Origin of the sequence: Chitinophaga niastensis, from assembly GCF_003014755.1 — a bacterium.
Classification (GTDB): Bacteria; Bacteroidota; Bacteroidia; order Chitinophagales; family Chitinophagaceae; genus Chitinophaga; species Chitinophaga niastensis.
In genome coordinates, this window is record NZ_PYAW01000001.1 from 157618 (window position 1) to 178590 (window position 20973).

The following is a 20973-nucleotide window of genomic DNA, read 5'->3' on the forward strand; positions in this document are numbered from 1 at the left end:
TTGCCCTGATTTCGACGTTAGCTTTTCTTTTTAAAGGCGAAATATATATAATATTTCTATTCTGTAAGTGATCTATTCCTGGAAACAGCTGTCATAAAAGCAGTTTTGATAATAAATTTTGAATGGAGGCATCATCATAACAATCACCCGGCTACGGATAGCGAATAATATACATATCGGCCTTCAATTATTATTTGATGTAACTTGCCATAGACCACTGGAAACTAGGCTGATATTGAATTAACAATTTCATAATGTTAATTTTACATTAATCACGGGAATGGCTTTATAATTTTGTCCCGTCTTTTTAAAAGCAAAATTTATGATAGACCAAGCGGTTGCAGGAAAAATACTGGTAGTAGATGATGAGCTGGATATTTTAGAAATCATCAGCTACAACCTTAAAACAGCGGGCTACGATACAGTAACCGCCAAAGACGGCAGCGAGGCTATCCAGAAAGCAAAAATATTCAGACCGGATCTGATTATGCTGGATATCATGATGCCGAATAAAAACGGAATTGATACCTGCCGTGAAATCAGGAAAATCCCTGAGTTCAAAGATACTATGGTGTTATTTTTAACAGCACTCAATGATGAGAAATCAGAAGTTGATGGCCTGAATATGGGTGCTGATGATTACATCGCCAAACCCATTAAACCCAAATTGCTGGTAAGCAGGATCAATGCGCTCTTCCGCCGGCTGCACAAACCTGAAGAAACACGTGTAACGCTGGGCGACCTGATCATTGACCGCGAAAAATACACGGTTACCTACAAAGGCCAGGAAATCATTCTCGCTAAAAAAGAATTTGAATTGTTGCAGTTGCTCGCATCCAAACCCGGTCGTGTATTCCTGCGCAATGAAATTTTAAACCAGGTGTGGGGCACAGAAGTAATTGTGGGCGACCGCACCATTGACGTGCATATCCGTAAGATCCGCCAGAAAATAGGCATCGACCTGATCACTACGGTGAAGGGAGTAGGTTATAAATTTGAAATGTAGCTGTTAGCCTTTAGCTGTTAGTCATTTCTGATCGGTATCCTTTCTGCATAATTTCCACCAAAACATAAGTTTGCTAATGGCTAAAAGCTAATAGCTAACTGCTTTTTTATGGCAAGTAAAAAATTTAAAGTAATTTCCCACTATTATACTAATTACTCACTTTGGAGTATGTTTAAAGCAAAAAATCTATCCCCGCAGAAGTTAGCGGGATTTACAGCCCTGATAATATCAGCCATAATAGCATTGGGCAGCCTCGTAGTAGATGGCAACTGGAAGGTTGTGGTGGGTGCGTTTGTGCTGACCTTTCTTGTGTCCTACTACCTGTATCTTTACACCCTGCAGAATTTTATTTACAGGAAGATAAAGCTGATCTATAAATTCATTTATCAAACCAAGGCATCGAAAAGAGAAGAGTTCTTTCAGAAGAATATTCTTCCTTTAAAAACGATTGAAGAGGTAAGTGAAGATGTAGAGAAATGGGCCAGTCAGAAGAAAGAGGAACTGGACAATCTCCGCCGCAATGAAGAGTTCAGAAAGGAATTCCTGCTGAACCTTTCGCATGAGCTTAAAACGCCCATCTTTGCGGTACAGGGCTACATCCACACACTATTGGATGGTGCATTGGAGGACCCCACTGTAAATAAGCTTTTCCTGAAAAATGCTACCAAAAACATTGATCGTTTATGTCGCCTGATCGATGACCTGGATGAAATATCCAAGTTGGAAAGCGGAGAAATGACGATCAACAGTGAAGTATTTATCATACAGGACCTGGTGAAAGATGTATTTGATACATTGTCGCTGAAGGCCAATACCAAAGGCATCAAATTCAATATCAAAAAGGGTTGCGAAGCACCACAACCAGTACTGGCCGATAAGGAAAAGATCCGGCAGGTGCTTATCAACCTGGTAGATAACTCTATCAAATACGGTAAACCCGATGGTCACACCATTGCCAGCATCTACAGCATGGATGGTAAACGTGTATTGGTAGAAATATCAGATGACGGCATTGGAATGTCTGAAGACCACCTGCCACGCGTATTTGAGCGCTTCTATCGTACAGATCGTGCACGCAGTCGTGACATTGGCGGTACCGGTTTGGGACTGGCCATCGTAAAACATATTGTGGAAGCGCATGATCAGTCTATAACAGTACGTAGTAAGCCGGAAATAGGCAGTACGTTTGGATTTACGATGGAGTCCGGAAGAGAGTAAAGAGATTGTCTTTCCCAGGATTAGACTGATTATGCTGATTTTATTTTTTTGATTTAGATAGATTTAAAAAGATTAGCGAAGATTAAAGCGAGTATGTCCGCTTCGATCTTCGCTAATCTTTTTTAAATCAAAAATAAAATCAGCATAATCAGTCTAATCCCGGGAAAGACAAACATTGCTTAAAACCTATACTGGATCCTGCACGTCAACACATTGTCTTTCAGATCTTTTTTATACCCTTCCAGTTCAGTAGATTCGTTGGTTACCCAGTCGTAGTAGAACATAAATTTGAGGTGTTCGTTGGCATAATACAGGTAACCTACACCGAGGGTATTATAACGTATATCCGCAGCAGTTAGTCCCGCGCCAGGCATACCGATATCTTTTCCTTTTACGTCTTTATTGGGGTCATACCAATCGTATTTCACTACCACCTGGTGTTTATCGCTGCCAAGGTTCTGGAGAAAGTACAAATAAGCACCATCAAAATTCCGGATATATAAAGGCTGTGGCTTGCCTTGTGGGGTAAGTGGAATGATGCCGGGCGTTTCAGTAGTCAATGCTGTAGCGGTTTGCTTACCACGGATATATTCTGCCCGGAATTGGGTACTGCCCTTGCCGGGGCCATTGGGTATCTTCAATTGTATATCTGCTCCAAAATAATGACGGGGCGCTATTTTGCCCACATTGCCAGCAGCAGAATCCACGGTATATCCTGGTTTCCCATTTACAGTGCCCATGGTATTAATGTACTGGGTAAACTGCTCCATACCACCATACAAAATGGATACGCCGGCAGACAACAGGTAGTTGGTGCCCCTGATCTTACAGGGTTTAATGGCAATGCGGCCTATGAAGTCCTTGTGGCTGTCAAAATCATTGGGACCGGTTAATCCCTGCCCGTTAAATAACCCCGCGTCTATCTTCAGGAAGCTGAGTGGATGATCCTTACGCCGGGGTTCAAAAGACACCATAGCGCCCATGTCGCGCTCCGTTTTCATCAGGATTTGCGACATACGCCCACGCTCCGGTGTTTCACGATCGGCAGAGGAAAGATTTACCTCATAGCCAAAAGGGCGTGCAAACATACCAGCAGCCAATGACAGCACATTAAATTTAGTTTCAAAAAAACGACCGTAGAAGTCACGGATAAAAACGCCCCTTTCTGTACCATCAAACTGAAAGGCGAACTGCACAAGAGGCATATTATCCTTGTTGTAGCGCTCATAATCAACCCGTATACGCCCACGACGCAGCATAAAACGGTTATCCACAGCGGGAGGAAAATCACCACCGGCATAGCTGCTGGCTCCTCTTGCCTGCGCCATCTGAAATTGTGGTTGAATATAGCCGCTAAAACGCAGGGCATCATACTTCTGATACATCGATATCATACCCTTTCCCAATTCTGTGGTGGTATCAATCATATCCATCAGAAACTGTGCACGGGCCACCACCGTAGAACACAACAACAAAACGGCAATCACAAAGATTTTGGTTATTCGCATCAGCTCTAAAAAATTATTGCGCAAAAGAACTATTTAATTTAGTTAACAATTTGTTAATGCACGTTCACTTGCATCAGAATGGATCTGTAAAATTTCAATCTGAGTAGATTAGAATCAATCCTCAAAATCGGCCTAAGCATGAAATTGTCAACTATTAATCATTGGGAAAAGAAGATCCAACTGGATATTTCTTTATCACATGATGATCCGTTTGGGCAGCGGGATCTCAAAACAGTGGCGGCATTGCTTCAGGAATCTACCGACAATTTTTCCCATAAGTTTGTGGATATGTGCGGGGAATCTTACATGCACTTTGCCAAACGCCGCAGACTGGAAGCGGGTGCAGGCTATCTCCGGCACAGTGATTACAGTATCAGAACAATCAGCGAACTTTGCGGCTACACCAATGCCGGTTTTTCCAAGGCTTTCCGGGAATTATTCAATGACTCCCCAACTTCTTTTCGCAACAGGATACATCATTCCCAATGAAACAGGATAATCACAGCTCCTCATGAAGATCAGCAAAACAAAATCTTTACCCCAGACAAAACGGAAGATGTGTGGTTGTCTGATTATATGCTGTACTACAATATTCTTCCCCGCAATAATGATCCAATAAAAAGCCTCCTGGAATATATGGGCCTCTATCAGCAGCAACTCACAGCCATCAAAACATCGCTGTCGCTGCCCGGTGCGATGGTCATTACCGGCACACTGGATATTGTGCCCGTTACTTCTTACGCCAGAATGTTGATGTATATAGGCATCCTCGTACCCGCAACCCAAACATACGATATGGCTCATCTGCAGATACAGCTGAGCTTCCAGGAGCCTTTTGGCCTGCTTACCAAACAAGTAGCCGGTGGCACCTATTAAAAAACTGGCAGCCCCTATGAGTTTTGCCGCAGCCGGTTTACCGATTTACGAATTTATTAACAGCAGCTGCAGAGCAGGCTATTTCAAGATGAGTAGCAATCATTTTTTTATATCTCTTACAGGGCAGGATGATTGTGAGATTTTCATCCCCTGGCAGAGGAGGTAAGCGCAGCTTTTAGCGATTAGCTTTTAGCTTTTAGTAAAAATGCAGCGAAGAGATTTCTTTCTCCGCTGCATTTTTACTAAAAGCTAAAGGCTAAAACTGGAAATATATCGGCATCATCGGTTGTGTACTCTTCACCTGCACCAGCAGCCATATGAAGGTAACCATGATGGCAACACTACCGGCAACGGGTATACGTCCCAGTAATCTTTCGATAGAAAATTCTGCTTTAGCCGGCAGGAAATGTAGTACAAAACCCAGGATTATTATCCAGAACACAGCAGTATAACCATTGTACAACTCCATCGCAATACCAGGCTGGAAGTCGAACATCACCTGGTGTATCAGCGCCCATGCATCATGGAAAGTGGAGGCCTTAAAAAACACCCAGCAGAAACATACAAAGTGGAAGGTTATCAATACACCCGCTACCTTTAACAGCGTGGCTTTCCAACCGGTAATCACAGTTTTCTTCTTCTTTAGCCAGTCTATACGCACTTTATCAACAGCCAGTGCGGTGCCGTGTAATGCTCCCCAGAATATGAAGTTCCAGCTGGCGCCATGCCAGAAACCACCTATGAGCATAGTGAGTGCCAGGTTGATAAACTGACGTACTTTGCCTTTACGGTTGCCTCCCAGCGGAATGTATAAGTAATCACGCAACCAGCTGGACAAGGAAATATGCCAGCGGCGCCAGAACTCAGTGATAGACGAGCTTTGGTAAGGAGAATCAAAGTTGGCAGGAATCTTAAATCCGGTCCAGCGCGCAATACCCAGGGCCATATCAGAATACCCGGAGAAATCACAATAGATAACCAGCGCATATCCATAAACGCCAATGAGACATTCCAGGCCAGTATGTTTGCTCGGATCATCAAAAATAAATTGTACAAAATTCTGATAGATAAAATCCGATATCACTATCTTCTTAAACAATCCACCCATAATCAGGTACATGCCTTTGCCCATATCTTCGGAGTTGAGGCGATAAGGCATTGATATCTGCGGAATAAAATCTGCCGCCCGTACAATGGGGCCCATCATCAGTTTCGGGAAAAAAGAAAGGAAAAAGAGATAGTCCATGAAATTATTCACCGGTTTTATTTCATCCCGGTAAACATCTATCGTATAACTCAGATTTTCAAATGTATAGAAGGAGATACCAATCGGTAACATCAGGTGTAACGGAGAAATATGTCCTGCAGAGAGATCGTTGATAATACCGATAAAGAAGTCGGTATACTTGAAATAAAACAGTAATCCTATATTGAGCAGGATACTGAATATGAGCAATGATTTCTTCACCGTTCTACTGGGAGTGCGATGAATCCACCGGGATAAATTAAAATCCACAATCGCTGAAAGTATGACCAGTCCTACATAATAGCCACAAGCTTTATAAAAGAAGAACAGCGAAAAAACGGTGTACACCCATACGCGGGCTGTTTTGCTTTTGCTAACGGCGAGATAACAAAGCAGGAACATGGCAAAGAAATAAAAAAAGAATGCGCTGTTAAATAGCACAGGATCTTTAGGATCGTACAACAGCTCGGATAACAGCTTATTAATGTTGATCATCGGGAGTAACTGAATTTTTCTTTATTTGCTTTAAATAATGTGAGTAGGATTGTTGTAATGCTTCATATAATAATTGTCCTTGTAACTGATATCCTCTCGCATTAAAATGTATATGGTCTGGCGCCCAGGCTCCTGCAAATCTATCTTTCTGCGCTTTATTTACTGCATTAAAATTCCAGCAGGCAATGCCGTGCTGTTTTGCATATCCCATCAACTGTTGCGTTACCATGGAGATATACGGATTAGGATAATAGGCGGTATGATATATTGTTCTGTATTTCCTTTTACCGATCTTTTTACGGGTAGCCTTATGCACTACGCGCATACAATCCGGTGGTGTAGTCAGTAAAATATTTACGGATGGGTTCTGCTGCCGGATGAGTTGAACTGTTTTATCAATTTCATTCCTGAATGCCAGCGGGTCTAACCGGCCATAGGCTTCATTTGTACCCAGGGAGATGATCACCAGTTGGGGTTGTAATACCGCCATCTGGGCCAGCAGAGTGTTATTTACTTCATTGTACTGCTGATACATGGCACCGTTGATACCAATGCTATGGTACAATATACCATTATGGCCATTTTCCATCACTGCACCGTAAAAGCGGAATGGTCCGCTGCCGGTACCTTCCCATCTTACCTGGAAGGAGGAAGATGTTTGCTGAAAGTTCAGTGTAGCCATGCTTATGGTAGAAGAACCGGGAAACGGTGTAGCCGTTACCGTTACTTCCGCATCAGGTACTACCACAGTGCTGTTGGTATTACCCGCATCGTACAGCAACTTTACTTTACGGAAATTATTGTCCATGCCCGCATCCGGCTTACCGCTGAAAGACAGCGCAGGCGCATTGTTCTGGGTGCTGATGGTAATAGCGCCCGGGCCCAGTACAGTTGATTTGTTACGATCAACTACCCGTTCCGACTGCCATCTCACAGTGCTGCTCCACTTAAAATCCTCCGGGCCATTGGTACCAGCCACGCTGTACGGAAAAACATATCCTCTGCCCGCATAGCCAAACTGTTGCTGCAACAGCGTGCCGGTGCTCAGCGGAAAATAGCCTGCCTGTACGTGTGAATCACCCAAATGCAAAATGGATATTACATTACTATCTGCTGCAGAGAAAGCGTGAAAAACAGTGTATAAAGCAGTGTCCTGCTGAATGTTGTTAACGTTTACCTGTTGTGCATAAGTAGTAATACCGGTGAGTAACAGCGCAAGCCCTGCTACCAATCCCTTTTTAAGGTTGTTGTGCCAGCCTGTATTCATTCATAATAGCTTTATACAGCAGCGCCCCCACCCTGGCCGCTCCCTGTCTGTTAAAGTGTGTATAATCTTTGTTGGCCAGTACCGTATCTCCTTCTACCCATTTCACCATAGAGCCTTCTCCACCCATAGCAGCAAAGAGGTTCCAGTAGGCAGTACCGTGATCTGCTGCCAGTTCGTGCTGTACTTTCAATAATGCTCCTACACCTGGTGCTGTTATGTATTTGTCGGTTTTTCTGTAAGATTTATCTGCAGTTCCGATAATCAGGAAAGAGGTTGCCGGCAGGTCCTGACGCAATGAATCCATTACTTTTTTCATGGGGCGCTGGTACCAGCTGTAGTCTGTCAGCTCAGGCCGAAACAGTACATTGGCGCCGTAGTGCATCACTACCAGGTCATAAGGGCGTTCCTGCTGCATACGACGAACCATATCTGCTGATAAGTGTCCCAGCTCCACACCACTGATGCCTCTGAAAGAATAGTTATCTACATAAACACCATTGCCGCTTTCAAAACAAACGCCATAGAAAGGCATGGCAGTATTACCTGCATACCTGAGCATCAGCGAAGGCTGTGCAGTGTCCTGTTCCAGATCCAATCTGTTTACAGGCTGGCTGCCTGAAAGCGTATAGGCTTTATCGTTAATATTGATAGTTTCCGCAGTAGCCGGACCGTATAATACAGATACCTCCCGGAACTTGTCCAGGCGTGGCTTTTTCACCGGTGAATATTTCACCCAGCTGTTGCCACCTGGTAAAAAAGTATGACCAGACAAACCCAGTGTAACACTGGCCGGCGGTGCATTTTTATAATGATAATCTTTCCAGTCGGTAGAAAAAGTATGGGTGATAGTAGTTCTGAAAGAAGCCACCACAGAGGTTACTGGCACAAAGCCCACGCCTGCTCCTCCAAAGAAGCTTTGCAGACTGTCGCGCAGATCACCGGTGATGAGATCTCCTTCAATCATGGAATCGCCAAAGTAGGCAATACGCACTTTCCTGCGCTTACCTTCTTTGAGTTCTTTCAGTACGGCAAGGAAATGCTTCATCCCAACAATTGTATCGCCGGGTACAGGCGATGCATATTCCATGATGCCGCTATACGACATGAAATCATGTGTATTGTCGGGGTTTGGAATATTGTTTTTAGCGGGAGTGGCAGTGCTGTCTAAACCAGAAAGCTTACTGCTGTCTTTAACAGCAGTAAGCTTTTGTTTATCCGGGGATGATGTTCTCAAATCTGACAACATGTCCAGCTTCCGGAATTGAAAATCTTTATATGAAAAGGTGTAATTGAGCTGTGAAAGCCCCACCAGACAGATTAATGTACCTACTATAATATAGAACGGATAGGCAGACTTGTTTTTGCCGGACATAGTTTTAAAAATCTGTTAGCACATCACCGTTCGTTGGCCGGCATGCCCACGGTTAACCATGTAGATGATTCCGTTGCCACGCTATCCATGCCCGCGTCCAGCTTATACAGTTTATAACGGTTAATAATAGATGTTACTCTTCTTATCCATTCATGACCTGCAGAGGAATAACCGCTATGATTCATTTTTTGGAGCCATACAGTGAATTGTGGGTTACCTTTCACCTGGCCAAACCATTTCTTTTTGGCCAATAGTTCTACAAAATGCTCATAGGAAGCCAGATCAGTTACATATTGCTTGTACACAGAATGGTGTCCAGGCTTGATCTTAGCCATGCTATTACTTCCAACTATGCCAAAATGGTTATGCAATAATTTAGCATTTCTACTGGTTCCGGTGCCTGATTCAAGCATAGCTACACCCAGAATTACGCTCGCGGGTATACCTGTTTCCTGCATTAATTCTACAGATACCGGTTTGTATTTTTTCAAATAACTGTTTGTGGTTTGCTGTGCAAACCCAACATTGCTGAGCATTAGCAATAATAACACCGCACATAACCATACTTGCCTCTTAAAGAATGTTGACCTCTTCATGGTAGTATTTTTAGTATCAGGTGATAGTTTCTTCTTTGTTTTCAGCATCATTTCTTACCTCACATATCGACGATGATCACACCGCAATATTACTTTAAAAATTTAGATAATACGTCTCTTCTCTATCCTTATCTCGCTCGTTAATTTCTTGTTAAAAATATTGTACCTTATAATTGTGGCAATCCCCTTTGGTGCGGCGACTTGCCATACCAAAGGGGATTTAGCTACAAAAGCACCCGCTACTTGCAAAGACTATGCCGGGTAATCAGCTGTTAGCATTTAGCTTTTAGTTAAACTAATCGCTAACAGCTAAATGCTAACAGCTACTTTACCAGGCTGATCTTTAACTCATTCAGCTGTACCTGATCAATTTCACCAGGCGCATCCAGCATTACATCGCGTCCGGAGTTGTTTTTCGGGAAGGCGATAAAGTCGCGGATACCCTCACTGCCACCTAACAGCGAACACAGGCGGTCAAATCCAAAGGCGATACCTCCGTGTGGCGGTGCACCATATTCAAATGCACCCAACAGGAAGCCAAATTTATGTTCTGCCTCTTCTTTACTCATTCCAAGCGCAGCAAACATTTTTTGTTGTAAATCGCGCTGGAAGATGCGGATAGAACCACCACCTACTTCTGTGCCGTTTAATACTATATCGTAGGCGTTAGCCTTAATTTTAGCGTATTGGGAAGGATCGTCCATCAGGGCAATCTGCTCTGGTTTGGGCGAGGTGAACGGATGGTGACGTGCCACCCAACGGTTTTCTTCTTCTGCGTACTCGAATAGCGGAAAGTCTATTACCCACAACGGTTTAAAGTCGTTTTTGTTGCGGAAACCGAGGCGTTCACCCATCTCAAGACGGAGTTCGCTGGCAGCCTTACGAGTGCGCTCTTCCTTGCCGGCCAGCACCAGGATCAGATCTCCGGGTTGCGCCTGACATTTTTGCGCCCATAATTTTAACTGTCCTTCATCAAAAAACTTATCCACCGAACTCTTCAGTGTGCCGTCTGTATTATACTTCACATAGATGAGTCCGCTCATACCTATCTGCGGACGTTTAACCCATTCTGTCAGCTCATCCAGCTGTTTACGTGTGTATTCAGCACAGCCTTTGGCAGCAATTGCTACCACCAGCTCTGCCTCATCAAACACTTTGAAGCCTTTTTCCTTCACGGTATCGTTCAGGTTTACCAGCTTCATTTCAAAGCGGATATCGGGTTTGTCGTTACCATAAAATTCCATGGCATCTTCCCAGGTCATGCGCGGGAAGGATTCGGCAAACTCAATTCCTTTTATTTCTCTGAAGATATGTTTCACCATATCTTCAAAAGTTCTCAGAATATCTTCCTGTTCTACAAAACTCATCTCACAGTCGATCTGTGTAAACTCCGGCTGCCGGTCTGCGCGTAGATCCTCATCCCTGAAACACTTCACGATCTGGTAGTAACGATCAAATCCACTCACCATCAGCAATTGCTTGAAAGTTTGCGGCGATTGTGGCAGTGCATAGAACTCATTGGCGTTCATACGGCTAGGCACCACAAAGTCGCGTGCACCTTCTGGTGTAGACTTGATCAGGAAAGGCGTTTCAATATCCAGGAAGCCGGCAGTATGCAGATAGTTGCGTGCAGCACGACCTACATTATAACGCAGTTCCAGGTTTTGTCTTACAATATTGCGGCGGAGATCGAGGTAGCGGTATTTCATACGCAGCTCGTCACCTCCGTCAGTATCATCCTGCAAAGTAAACGGCGGTGTTTTAGCCGCATTGAGGATGGTAAAATCGCTCACCGTGATTTCGATCTCACCAGTAGGGATGTTTTTATTTTTATTGGAACGCTCGGTTACGGTGCCTTTTACCTGGATCACAAATTCACGGCCCAGCGGCTGTGCATCCAGTTTGGTATTCAGGCTTTCCCCGAATAATAATTGAGTAATACCATAGCGGTCGCGCAGATCAAAAAAATTGATGCTGCCAAACTTTCTTACTGTCTGTACCCATCCGGCCAAAGTTACCTCCTGGCCCACCTGTTCCATTCGTAATTCCCCGCAAGTGTGCGTCCTATACATGCAAATAATTGATTTAGTTAGTTTTATGGTTGAAAATACGGAATGAGCTGCCAGCTGTTTATGACCACTATCCAGTTGTTCACTTATACCATAAGGGGGGCAAAGATACGGTTTGAATCGGGCATTTTACCCCCGAAGTATGTTAAAATATCTGCGCACGTCTATTTCCGGCATCAGCAGGGCGTTAGCAGCGAGCACATCAACAAAATGAGCCGCCATAAAGGGCGCCAGCGAGCAACCTTTGGTTCCCAGCCCGTTAAATATGCCGATGGCTGGGTATTCCGGATGAAGGCCGGCTATAGGACGCCGGTCATTACCAGAAGGACGAACGGCCGCCAATTGGTCCTGCACCTCATACGGGAGCTTTAAAAGCTGTTGAAGGCTCTTTTCCAGTATTTCCCGCTGCCTGGCAGTAGGATGGTCGTTCTCATAATCCCAAACGAAAGAAGAACCTGCCCAGAATAATTCCGGTTCCTGTGGAACAAGCGTGATTCCTTTTTTAATAATGTCTGTGGTAACCAGGCCAGGAACTTTAACTAATAATACCTCTCCCTTATTAGGTAAAAATTTAATATTACTGAAGAAGGGGTTACCAGTAGTAGCTACCCCATCACAAAAAATAATCTTATCTGCCTGGACATCTCCATATAATACATGAGTAGCAGTAACCTCCAGGGAAGTCAGATCAAGATGCTGCTCCAGTAAGGACTCCCTTTCCTGTAAATACCGGCGGTAAGCCGGCAGCAAGGCACGCAGATTCACCGTGGCCCCTTTTACAATAGCAGCACCATACGGCTGATCAAGGAAAGCTTCGTATTTTAATGCGGATGGTAATTCCGTATAGGCATCACCGGTAGTTTTGGTCAGAAAAGCATCCCGCATCTGCTGCGAGGGAAATACCGTCCATAGTTCCCGCTCCGTAAAAACAGGCACCTCCAGTAACGCCGAAAGTTGCAGATAAGTAGCTTTTGCAAAAGGATAAAGCGTATCGTATAACCACGCCGGTTCAAAACGGCGACCCGACACCGGGTTAATGATGCCCGCCGCCACGCGGGAAGCGCTATTGGCTTTGGCATCATCTATTACAATCACTTTTTTCCCTGCCTGTAGTAAAAACCAGCTTAGCATAGTGCCCGCAATTCCCTGTCCTACTATGAGGTAATCTACTTTCTTCATGATAATGCGAAAATATAGCTTTTAGCAGTTAGCGATTAGCTCTTAGTAAAAATGCAGCGCAGATAATCTGCGCTGCATTTTTACTAAGAGCTAATCGCTAACTGCTAAAAGCTACTCACTCACCTTCACATTCAACCCCTCGCTATGTGCGCTGAACTCCGGTGCATACATACACTGAGCAGTGCTGATGCCGTTAGAGAATTTACCCTGATGCGTAACGAACAATGTATACTCAAATACATAGGTGCCTTTAGGCAGGTAACTGAAGAAAAAGTCGGTAGAAGCATCTTTGGTGCTTTCATAATAACTTAAACCATCCTGCCATTTGCTGGCACTGATTACATTCGTTGGCTCAAAACAAGCCGCCCGCATGTCTTTCAGGTGGATGTATTCCATAGTTCTATCGGCACGCAGTACTATACGTACTTTCACTTTATCACCCACTTTCAGCTCATTGCCTTCGTTTATTTTAGTGAGTTCCGGACCTTTATCACTATTCACTTCTTTAAATAATTCTTTTTCCAGCACCAGTGGTGTTTTAGCGGAAGTGATTTTATCCAGCTCTTCAAAGTACTGCCAGTACACTGCGCCCCATGATGGCTGACCTTTGCTATCCTTTATTGTTACGCTGATGTTACCCATATCAGGTTTCACATCTTTGCCATCAATACGCTGTTTGAAATAACCGGTACCAGCTTCTGTAGCAACAGGTTTGATTGTTTTGTTACCCAGTTGAATAGTTACCTCCGGATTAGCTGCCAACCAGTTGCTGCCATTCAGCAACATAGCGTAACAAGCGTCCGCAGTGGCTTTGGTGGTGTGCCAATTGTTGGTTTGTTTGTTTTTCAACAACCATGTTTTCATATCAGTTACCGCATCTGCCTCTTTTCCTGCTACTTCAAATGCTTCAATGAGCAATGCCTGCGTTTCAATGGGAGCCTGCTGCCAGCCATAACCAGCGGTTACATCTTTCCAGTACATCCCCATTTCTTTATTATTCATCGCATTTTCTTTCAGCGATTTTAATATAGCCTTTGGTGTTACCTGGTCTCCTTTTCTGAAGAGCGACAACGCTATCATACCCTGTGAATAACGGTTCTGTTTGGTCCAGAATTGTTGCTGCTGCGCGTTGTAATAATCAAATGATTTGTGCATCTCCGCAGGTACAGGGCGATTGAAGAAACTACGTGCATACAGGTAATGAATCTGTATCTCACTGAGGTGTTGTTCCTTCAGATTAGCCTTACTCTTTATTAATGCATAATAGTCTTTGTCCAATTGTCTATCCAGGTAATCCATTGCCTTGTTGGCAATTGTCATGGCTTCCGGATCCTTAATGGTAGCCAGTTGTTGCAGGTGACCGATGCCGGCTAAAATATACTGCGTGATAAAACGATCTTCCCACATACCGGTAAACCAGGAGAAAGCACCGTTGGGTAATTGTTTAGCGGCTAACTGCGTCAATGCTGATTTTCTTTCCCGCTGCATACGTTGCAGGTCAAACAGCAGCGCAATATTCTTTTTCTGTTCTGCTTCATTCTTTGCTTCCAGCACCCATGGCGTTTGTTGGAGCAATACCGATTTCAGTTCTTCATTCTTTTGCAGATTACTTTGTAATGCAGCAGTATCTGTTATTTTCCACTTTTCAAACACTGCTTTTATACCAGGTGTGGCGTCTACAATATGTGTAGCCAGTGCATTAGCGTAGTAACGATTAAATACCTGTTCCGCACATTCATAAGGGAACTCCATCAGGTATGGCAACGCCTGTACAGCGTACCAGGCCGGATTGCTGGTATATTCTACCGTTACTGCATGCTGACGCAACGTTTGCGAGGCCTCGCTATGCAATAATTTGTCGAAAGTAAAATTATGTTTACCATCTCCACGAACCGGCAATGGCATTGATTCTGTTACCAACATGGAGTTGATCAATACCGGCAATGCGTTTTCTTCTCCATCACTGAAACTCCCTGCCTGCGCAGTAATGCGGTAAATCAGCGCACTCTGGAACCCGTGCGGTATCTGCAATGGGAAAGTAACCAGGGTACTTTGTCCGGCTTTGGCGGTAAAGTGCTGCACCGGGAAAATGTTCTGGAACCATCCGTCTACCGGCTGCATGGTAGTAGCATCCAGCAGTTCCAGGTGTGCCTGTCCAATGAGCAAAGTATCCGACAGGTTGCTCACCTTAGCAGTGAATTCAATTTTATCGCCTTCACGTACAAAGCGGGGCGCATTAGGCTGCACCATTAACGTTTTTTGTGTAACAATGCTGGTGTTCACAGCACCAAATGACAGGTCCTTCGTATGGGCAAGGCCCTGGAAGTTCCATTTGGTGAGGGCTTCCGGCACAGTAAACTCAAAGGAAATATTGCCTTCTTTGTCGGTGTGCAGATCCGGGAAAAAGAAAGCCGTTTCCTGGAAGTTTTTGCGGATGGTGATGTTATCGGTATTATCTGTTTTTGGTACGGCTTCTTCCTTTTGAGGAGCGGAATCCAGGGCCACTCCGGCAACCCTCCCTTGCAATGATGCTGGTGCCGGAGCTGCAGCGTAAGCCATTACAGCATCTGCCTTATTACTTTTCATCATCATACGCGCCTGAGCAGGCTTCCGTGCGCCACCTTTAACTGATTCATACATCACATCTCTTCTGCGGATTTCATCCATCATCCATCCAAACAGGTTCAGTTCATCATATGATTTATCATTACTTACGTAATCTTTATCGTGCTTCAGATACAGCAATTCTGATACATCCATACCGAAATTACCCGTTCCGTTAAATCGCAACACCCCATACATATAAGGATAGATAGATGGCACAGCCCAGGAATGTGGTCTGAATGCATCCAGCGACGCATCATACATAGAAGCCAGCATTTCTGCAGCTACCTTATCTCCTTTGTAACCAGATATCTGAGCGGTCCATTTTTCTTTTTCGCCAGGTAATAATTTGTCGCGATGCGTACCCAGTTTAACATTCAGCGTTTTGTTATCCCATGGTACACTAATACTTTGCTGTACAGTAAAGAGGCGGTTATCTTTTACAAATACATAACCGATCTGCATACCACCTCTGTCATTTTCCGTTACCGGGTATTCCAGTTTTTTGAGAGATGACAGATCCAGGTTAGTACGACTTTCTTTATTTTCAACATGTCCGATTGTTTGCAATACGTTCAGGTCTTTCGCAGCTGTACCAAATAATATGCTGGCAGTAGTTCCTGGTTGTGCAGTGGCTTCTGGCTGATAGAGCCACAGGTATGCTGGTGCAGACAATGATTTCGCATCTACGTCTATCAGTTCAAAAGTAGTTTTCTGAATAACCAGTACGCCGTTTTTATCTTTTGCACTTACCTCCATTTCATAGAAACCCGGCGCCAGTTTTTTAGCATTCAATGCTACCTTACCAGCAGGGCTGCTGGCAAAGCTTTCCTCCATAACAGCAGCTTTTCGCGGCCAGTTTTTCTGTGCATCTTCATCTTTATAAATATCTACCGGAAATACTTTAATATATTCTGCCTCGTTCATCACAAACTGATCCGCAACTTCCCAATAACGTGGGCGCAGTAAACGTTTGTTAGGATCGAGTGGTTTTAACTGTACAGATAAAGTAGTTTGTTCAAAAGCACCATTGAGGTTTTTTGTGAAGATCTCTACCTGCTGTAAGTCTTTCTGCTCCAACCGTTCCGGCATATTCAGGGTTATTTCCATGGATTGATAACCAACGCTGACGGATTGATTTCCACTACGTGTTTCTCCATTCAAATCAGTGACATCTGCATGCACCACATAAGTAAAAATGGGCTTGGTAGCAGGATCTACCGTCTTATCATTTAATGCGGGGAACTTAACGGTGAAAGTACCGTTGGCATCTGTAGTAGTTTCCCCATGTACAATTTCGCGGGAAGATCCATATGGCATAGATATCTTCCAAAACAGCCATGGATAAGGGAATCTTACTCTCCGCTCTACCCTGTATTTTACAGTGGCGCCGTCTATATTATTACCGGCATATGCCAGTGCTTTTGCAGTTGTGGTAACAGTGTCGCCTATACGATAACTATTTTTCACCGTATCAAACGCCACATAAAATTTAGGGCGTTTATATTCTTCTACCTGGAAAGACAGGTATCCATTGGCCGTTTGATCCCGTAAGCTGAAACTACCGTTCATGCGGCCTTCCGGCAGTACAAATTTTCCGGAATACGCACCAAAATCATTTGTTTTCACCTGCATGGAATCTACCTTTTCGCCATTGGTATCATACAAGTACAGGGTGGTTTGGTAACCGGACAGTATATCACTCAATGGCTCATGCAGCCGGTTTTTGAGCACAATCCCTTTAAAATAGATCGTTTGACCTGGCCTGTAAATGCTTCTGTCGGAAAACAGGAAGGTTTTAGCAACAACAGGATGATCGTTATTATTTGTTGTGTAGAAATACTTGTATTCATCCATATACAGCTCACCCTGCTCCCCTTTCCACTGCAGCCGTATACTACGGCCACGGTCATCATTCGGAACAATGTTCACACTACCATCTTTTGCAGTAACGGCAGTTTGCTGTACTTTCCAGTTCTCCCCATCATTATTGCTGACATTGGCCATTACATTCAACCGCAGGCCTTCCAAAGGCTTACCGCTAGTACGATCCAGGGCATAATAAGTAGTATTATTTTCAATATAGCTGATACTGGACACCCAGGTCAGCTGCATCGATACCGGGTTATTCTCCAGGCGAAAGGCCGGATCCACGCTGGATAACAGCATATAATGCCCCACCGGTAATCCATCAATCTTAATTTCTGTTTTATGGATAATGTAATCCTGTGGATCAGGTAGTGGCTGTTCCCACGTTTTCAGGGCGGATTTGTCAAGTATCATTTTCCAATAGCCGTTGTCCTGATCCTGGTAGTTGTTTTGTGCTTTGCGTAAAGCCCTCAGGAAATCTTCATCTACCTTCACTATGCGGAGGTAGATCTTGTTGATGTTCTTATATCTTACGAGTGTGCGGAAAGGCAGTGAAGGCACATTCACCTTTTCGGTAACCAGTTCCAGGGATTTTTCTGCGATCTGATCCAGCATAGCAGCGCATGCTGCGCCACCAATGGATTTGGGAGCCAGCTGCACCGCTTTTTCACAAAGGGCTTTAGCTTTTTTCATGGCGTCTCCGTTCCCTGCTGCTTCAGATGTGCCTTTTTGCAGGTAGTGACTTGCCTGTAATTGCAGTACACCGGTAACTTCTTTCTGACCTTCATACGCCAGCAGCAGTTGATCCAGCGCCTGCAGGTACAATGTTTCCTTGTTTTCCATTACTGCTACCTGGTACATATACTGCACTCTTTCCAGGTCTACATCCAGCAAAGCAGCTTTCTCATTTTCATGCAACCGGATCAGTTCCTGTAATATTAGCAGGGCGTGGTATTGCAGGGAAGAAGAATCGGCAGTTACAAAGTGGTGCGCTGCAAAAGTAGCAGCGGGCGCAAATGCAGCCGGATCTTCCAGTTCAAACTGATGTTCAGGTTTATTTACATTCTCTTCTCCGGACTTAAAATAATCCAGTGCACGATGTGCCAGCAAATCGTATAGTGTTGACCGTAAGGAGCGGGTATTTTTCCCTTTCACTATAATAGGGTCAAAGGCGGCAATGTTTATTTTTTCCAGTAATGCCTTTTCTGATAAGGAAGACTGGTAGGCAGCCGTAATTTCCTGGTTGAGCCGCTCCAGGCCCCAGGTGCTTACGTCTTTGCCTTCATCATTCGCAATAGCCGTGCGGTTGTAGAATTTGTAACGGTTATTTTGCAGATAACGAAGCAGCATTTCTGCTTTTATACTTTGCAATAATGCACGGGCGCCGCCGGTAGCAGCTGCAATTTCCTGATCAATTCTTGTCAGGTTCTGCAAAGTACTGCTGTCGTTAATAACAGCATTATACTTCAGCTGAAAGATAAGTGCTTTAATCTGTTGTACTTCAGCTTTGTCTTTCACAGCATGTGCATAGATCTCATTTGCCACTTCGAGTGCCGATTTGGGTAATCCTTTGGCTTCCAGTCCTGTTATTTTCTTCCAGGAATTGTCGTAATTATATTGGGCCATTATTTTATTGCTGCTAAAGATTAAAACAATGAATATTCCGATGAACAAACGCATATAGGATCGTTATTTACTGTAAGTAAGATACTTATTTTATACAGGATGCAGGTAAGAGCCGGGTTTCCATAATGGGGGTAAAAAAAAAGTGAAAAGTGATGGAATTATTCCGCTTCACTTTTCACTTTTAATATTTTGTCAGCAGATTACTATGCCAGCGCAACTTTTTTGCTCAGCACTTCCGCCATTGTTTTACCAATGTTAGCAGGGCTGTCTACTACGTGAACACCACATTCTGCCATGATCTTCATTTTTGCAGCAGCAGTATCTTCTGCACCACCAATGATAGCACCGGCGTGGCCCATACGACGACCCGGAGGCGCAGTCTGACCAGCAATGAAGCCTACTACAGGCTTAGTACCGTTTGCTTTGATCCAGTAAGCAGCTTCTGCTTCCATGCTACCACCAATTTCACCGATCATGATGATACCTTCTGTTTCAGGATCATTCATCAGCAGTTCTACCGCATCCTTAGTGGGGGTACCAATGATTGGATCTCCACCGATACCGATAGCTGTAGAAACACCTAAACCAGCTTTTACAACCTGGTCGGCCGCTTCATAAGTCAGGGTACCTGATTTAGATACGATCCCGATTTTACCTTTTTTGAAGATAAAACCTGGCATGATACCTATTTTAGCTTCATCAGCAGTGATAACGCCGGGGCAGTTTGGCCCGATGAGGCGGGTTGATGTACCCTGCAGGAAGTGTTTAGCTTTGATCATATCCTGTACAGGAATGCCTTCTGTGATACATACCACCAGGGCTATACCTGCTTCAGTAGCTTCCATGATTGCATCAGCTGCAAAAGCCGGAGGTACAAAAATGATGGAAACATTTGCACCGGTTGCTTTCACCGCATCGGCCACTGTATTGAACACAGGGCGCTCCAGATGTGTGCTGCCACCTTTACCCGGCGTAACACCACCCACTACCTGGGTACCGTATTCAATCATCTGTGTAGCATGGAATGTACCTTCAGTACCAGTAAATCCCTGAACAATCACTTTACTATCCTTATTAACTAAAACACTCATCGCGGTTGTTTTATTGGTTTATTATATTATATGTTTAATTCTCCGGACGGCAAAAATAAGCCGATTTCTATAATTCTGCAATTTAGTGCCTTTATGATAAAGCTATCATTTAAGCCGGAAATTTCTATTTACCGGAGGCATTCCCCTCTTTATTCTTCAGCTGGTCACGCCACTTGTTGTCTTTAAATATGTCCAGCTGCCGCATTTCTTTGGCTTCCCGTAAGAATTCGGAGGCAAAAATGAAGTCATTCAGTTTCTGGTCTTTGCTGAAAATGATGTCTTTGTTACTACCCTCCCATTGTTTCTGCCCCTGGTACATATATACAATATGGTCGCCGCTTTCCATTACTGTATTCATATCATGGGTATTGATAACGGTTGTAATGTTATATTCCTTCGTTAATTCAGTAATGAGCTTATCTATAAGGAGGGAGGTTTGTGGGTCAAGGCCGGAGTTGGGTTCATCACAAAACAGGTACTTTGGATTCAGTACAATAGCACGGGCAATACCTACCCGCTTTTTCATACCACCGCTGATTTCTGCAGGGAATTTCTTAGCTGCTTCCATCAGTTGTACACGTTCCAGGCATTCTGCTACCCGCTTTTTCTTATCTCTCAGGGTGCCTTTACCAAACATATCCAGGGGAAACATTACATTTTGTTCCACTGTCATACTATCGAATAAGGCGGAGCCCTGGAACAACATGCCAATTTCCTGGCGGACTACTTTCTTTTCTTTATCGTCCATAGCCGTGAAGTCCTGATTGTCATACAGGATTTTACCGCTGCCTACTCCCATTAGTCCCACGATGCATTTCATCATCACTGTTTTGCCGCTGCCGCTGGCGCCAATGATCAGGTTTACTTTACCTGACTCCATTACCGCCGATACCCCCTTCAATATTTCCTTATCAGCAAAGCCTTTTTTTATGTCTTGCAGTTCAATCATGA

14 protein-coding genes are annotated in these 20973 nt (G+C 44.1%); 4 read left to right on the forward strand and 10 right to left on the reverse strand.

The window, feature by feature from the left end; translation table 11 throughout:
• The first annotated feature begins 322 nt into the window (after nucleotides 1-322).
• Together CLV51_RS00655 and CLV51_RS00660 are read left to right on the forward strand one after the other, a co-directional pair.
• Nucleotides 323-1006 carry a response regulator transcription factor gene (locus CLV51_RS00655; protein ID WP_106526085.1) on the forward strand — a complete coding sequence of 228 codons (684 nt, stop codon included), beginning with the start codon at nucleotides 323-325 and terminating at the stop codon, nucleotides 1004-1006.
• A gap of 168 nt (nucleotides 1007-1174) precedes the next feature.
• A complete protein-coding gene (locus CLV51_RS00660; RefSeq protein WP_245898583.1) occupies nucleotides 1175-2224 on the forward strand; it encodes a sensor histidine kinase in 1050 nt (349 codons plus the stop codon).
• Nucleotides 2225-2403: 179 nt separating this feature from the next.
• On the opposite strand, the gene CLV51_RS00665 is transcribed toward CLV51_RS00660, so the two are convergent.
• Nucleotides 2404-3732: an OprO/OprP family phosphate-selective porin gene (locus CLV51_RS00665; protein ID WP_245898584.1), complete on the reverse strand. Its 1329-nt coding sequence runs from the start codon at nucleotides 3730-3732 to the stop codon at nucleotides 2404-2406.
• A 138-nt stretch (nucleotides 3733-3870) separates the two neighbouring features.
• On the opposite strand from CLV51_RS00665, the gene CLV51_RS00670 reads away from it, so the two are divergent.
• Both CLV51_RS00670 and CLV51_RS00675 read left to right on the forward strand, forming a co-directional pair.
• On the forward strand, nucleotides 3871-4221 hold the full coding sequence (locus CLV51_RS00670; protein WP_106526087.1) for a helix-turn-helix domain-containing protein: 351 nt from the start codon (nucleotides 3871-3873) through the stop codon (nucleotides 4219-4221).
• 69 nt (nucleotides 4222-4290) lie between these two features.
• Nucleotides 4291-4608 carry a hypothetical protein gene (locus tag CLV51_RS00675; protein WP_146151207.1) on the forward strand — a complete coding sequence of 106 codons (318 nt, stop codon included), beginning with the start codon at nucleotides 4291-4293 and terminating at the stop codon, nucleotides 4606-4608.
• Between the two features lie 256 nt (nucleotides 4609-4864).
• On the opposite strand, the gene CLV51_RS00685 is transcribed toward CLV51_RS00675, so the two are convergent.
• From CLV51_RS00685 to CLV51_RS00725, 9 genes are all read right to left on the reverse strand, one after another.
• The gene (locus tag CLV51_RS00685) at nucleotides 4865-6349 is read right to left on the reverse strand and encodes an MBOAT family O-acyltransferase (protein ID WP_106526090.1); all 1485 of its coding nucleotides are present in this window, start codon (nucleotides 6347-6349) and stop codon (nucleotides 4865-4867) included.
• Nucleotides 6336-7616, reverse strand: a complete 1281-nt coding sequence (locus CLV51_RS00690) for a GDSL-type esterase/lipase family protein (protein WP_106526091.1) — start codon at nucleotides 7614-7616, stop codon at nucleotides 6336-6338. Before CLV51_RS00690 ends, CLV51_RS00685 begins: the two co-directional genes overlap by 14 nt.
• Nucleotides 7588-8988: an SGNH/GDSL hydrolase family protein gene (locus tag CLV51_RS00695; protein ID WP_106526092.1), complete on the reverse strand. Its 1401-nt coding sequence runs from the start codon at nucleotides 8986-8988 to the stop codon at nucleotides 7588-7590. Before CLV51_RS00695 ends, CLV51_RS00690 begins: the two co-directional genes overlap by 29 nt.
• 23 nt (nucleotides 8989-9011) lie before the next feature.
• Nucleotides 9012-9584: a glucosaminidase domain-containing protein gene (locus tag CLV51_RS00700; RefSeq protein ID WP_158266895.1), complete on the reverse strand. Its 573-nt coding sequence runs from the start codon at nucleotides 9582-9584 to the stop codon at nucleotides 9012-9014.
• Between the two features lie 323 nt (nucleotides 9585-9907).
• Nucleotides 9908-11656, reverse strand: coding sequence for an aspartate--tRNA ligase (gene aspS / locus CLV51_RS00705; protein WP_106526094.1), 1749 nt, complete (start codon nucleotides 11654-11656; stop codon nucleotides 9908-9910).
• Between the two features lie 126 nt (nucleotides 11657-11782).
• Nucleotides 11783-12832, reverse strand: coding sequence for an NAD(P)/FAD-dependent oxidoreductase (locus tag CLV51_RS00710; RefSeq protein WP_106526095.1), 1050 nt, complete (start codon nucleotides 12830-12832; stop codon nucleotides 11783-11785).
• 111 nt (nucleotides 12833-12943) lie between these two features.
• Entirely contained in the window at nucleotides 12944-18985 is a 6042-nt protein-coding gene (locus CLV51_RS00715) for an alpha-2-macroglobulin family protein (RefSeq protein ID WP_106526096.1), read from the reverse strand.
• Between the two features lie 149 nt (nucleotides 18986-19134).
• Nucleotides 19135-20022, reverse strand: coding sequence for a succinate--CoA ligase subunit alpha (gene sucD / locus CLV51_RS00720; RefSeq protein WP_106526097.1), 888 nt, complete (start codon nucleotides 20020-20022; stop codon nucleotides 19135-19137).
• A gap of 124 nt (nucleotides 20023-20146) precedes the next feature.
• On the reverse strand, nucleotides 20147-20971 hold the full coding sequence (locus CLV51_RS00725; protein ID WP_106526098.1) for an ABC transporter ATP-binding protein: 825 nt from the start codon (nucleotides 20969-20971) through the stop codon (nucleotides 20147-20149).
• Nucleotides 20972-20973 lie beyond the last annotated feature (2 nt).

Excerpts from the sequence above, each read along its gene's own strand:
- CLV51_RS00655 (WP_106526085.1), top strand. The coding sequence starts at position 323 with ATGATAGACCAAGCGGTTGCAGGAAAAATACTGGTAGTAGATGATGAG.
- CLV51_RS00660 (WP_245898583.1), top strand. The coding sequence starts at position 1,175 with ATGTTTAAAGCAAAAAATCTATCCCCGCAGAAGTTAGCGGGATTTACA.
- CLV51_RS00665 (WP_245898584.1), bottom strand. The coding sequence starts at position 3,732 with ATGCGAATAACCAAAATCTTTGTGATTGCCGTTTTGTTGTTGTGTTCT.
- CLV51_RS00670 (WP_106526087.1), top strand. The coding sequence starts at position 3,871 with ATGAAATTGTCAACTATTAATCATTGGGAAAAGAAGATCCAACTGGAT.
- CLV51_RS00685 (WP_106526090.1), bottom strand. The coding sequence starts at position 6,349 with ATGATCAACATTAATAAGCTGTTATCCGAGCTGTTGTACGATCCTAAA.
- CLV51_RS00690 (WP_106526091.1), bottom strand. The coding sequence starts at position 7,616 with ATGAATACAGGCTGGCACAACAACCTTAAAAAGGGATTGGTAGCAGGG.
- CLV51_RS00695 (WP_106526092.1), bottom strand. The coding sequence starts at position 8,988 with ATGTCCGGCAAAAACAAGTCTGCCTATCCGTTCTATATTATAGTAGGT.
- CLV51_RS00700 (WP_158266895.1), bottom strand. The coding sequence starts at position 9,584 with ATGAAGAGGTCAACATTCTTTAAGAGGCAAGTATGGTTATGTGCGGTG.
- aspS (WP_106526094.1), bottom strand. The coding sequence starts at position 11,656 with ATGTATAGGACGCACACTTGCGGGGAATTACGAATGGAACAGGTGGGC.
- CLV51_RS00710 (WP_106526095.1), bottom strand. The coding sequence starts at position 12,832 with ATGAAGAAAGTAGATTACCTCATAGTAGGACAGGGAATTGCGGGCACT.
- CLV51_RS00715 (WP_106526096.1), bottom strand. The coding sequence starts at position 18,985 with ATGCGTTTGTTCATCGGAATATTCATTGTTTTAATCTTTAGCAGCAAT.
- sucD (WP_106526097.1), bottom strand. The coding sequence starts at position 20,022 with ATGAGTGTTTTAGTTAATAAGGATAGTAAAGTGATTGTTCAGGGATTT.
- CLV51_RS00725 (WP_106526098.1), bottom strand. The coding sequence starts at position 20,971 with ATGATTGAACTGCAAGACATAAAAAAAGGCTTTGCTGATAAGGAAATA.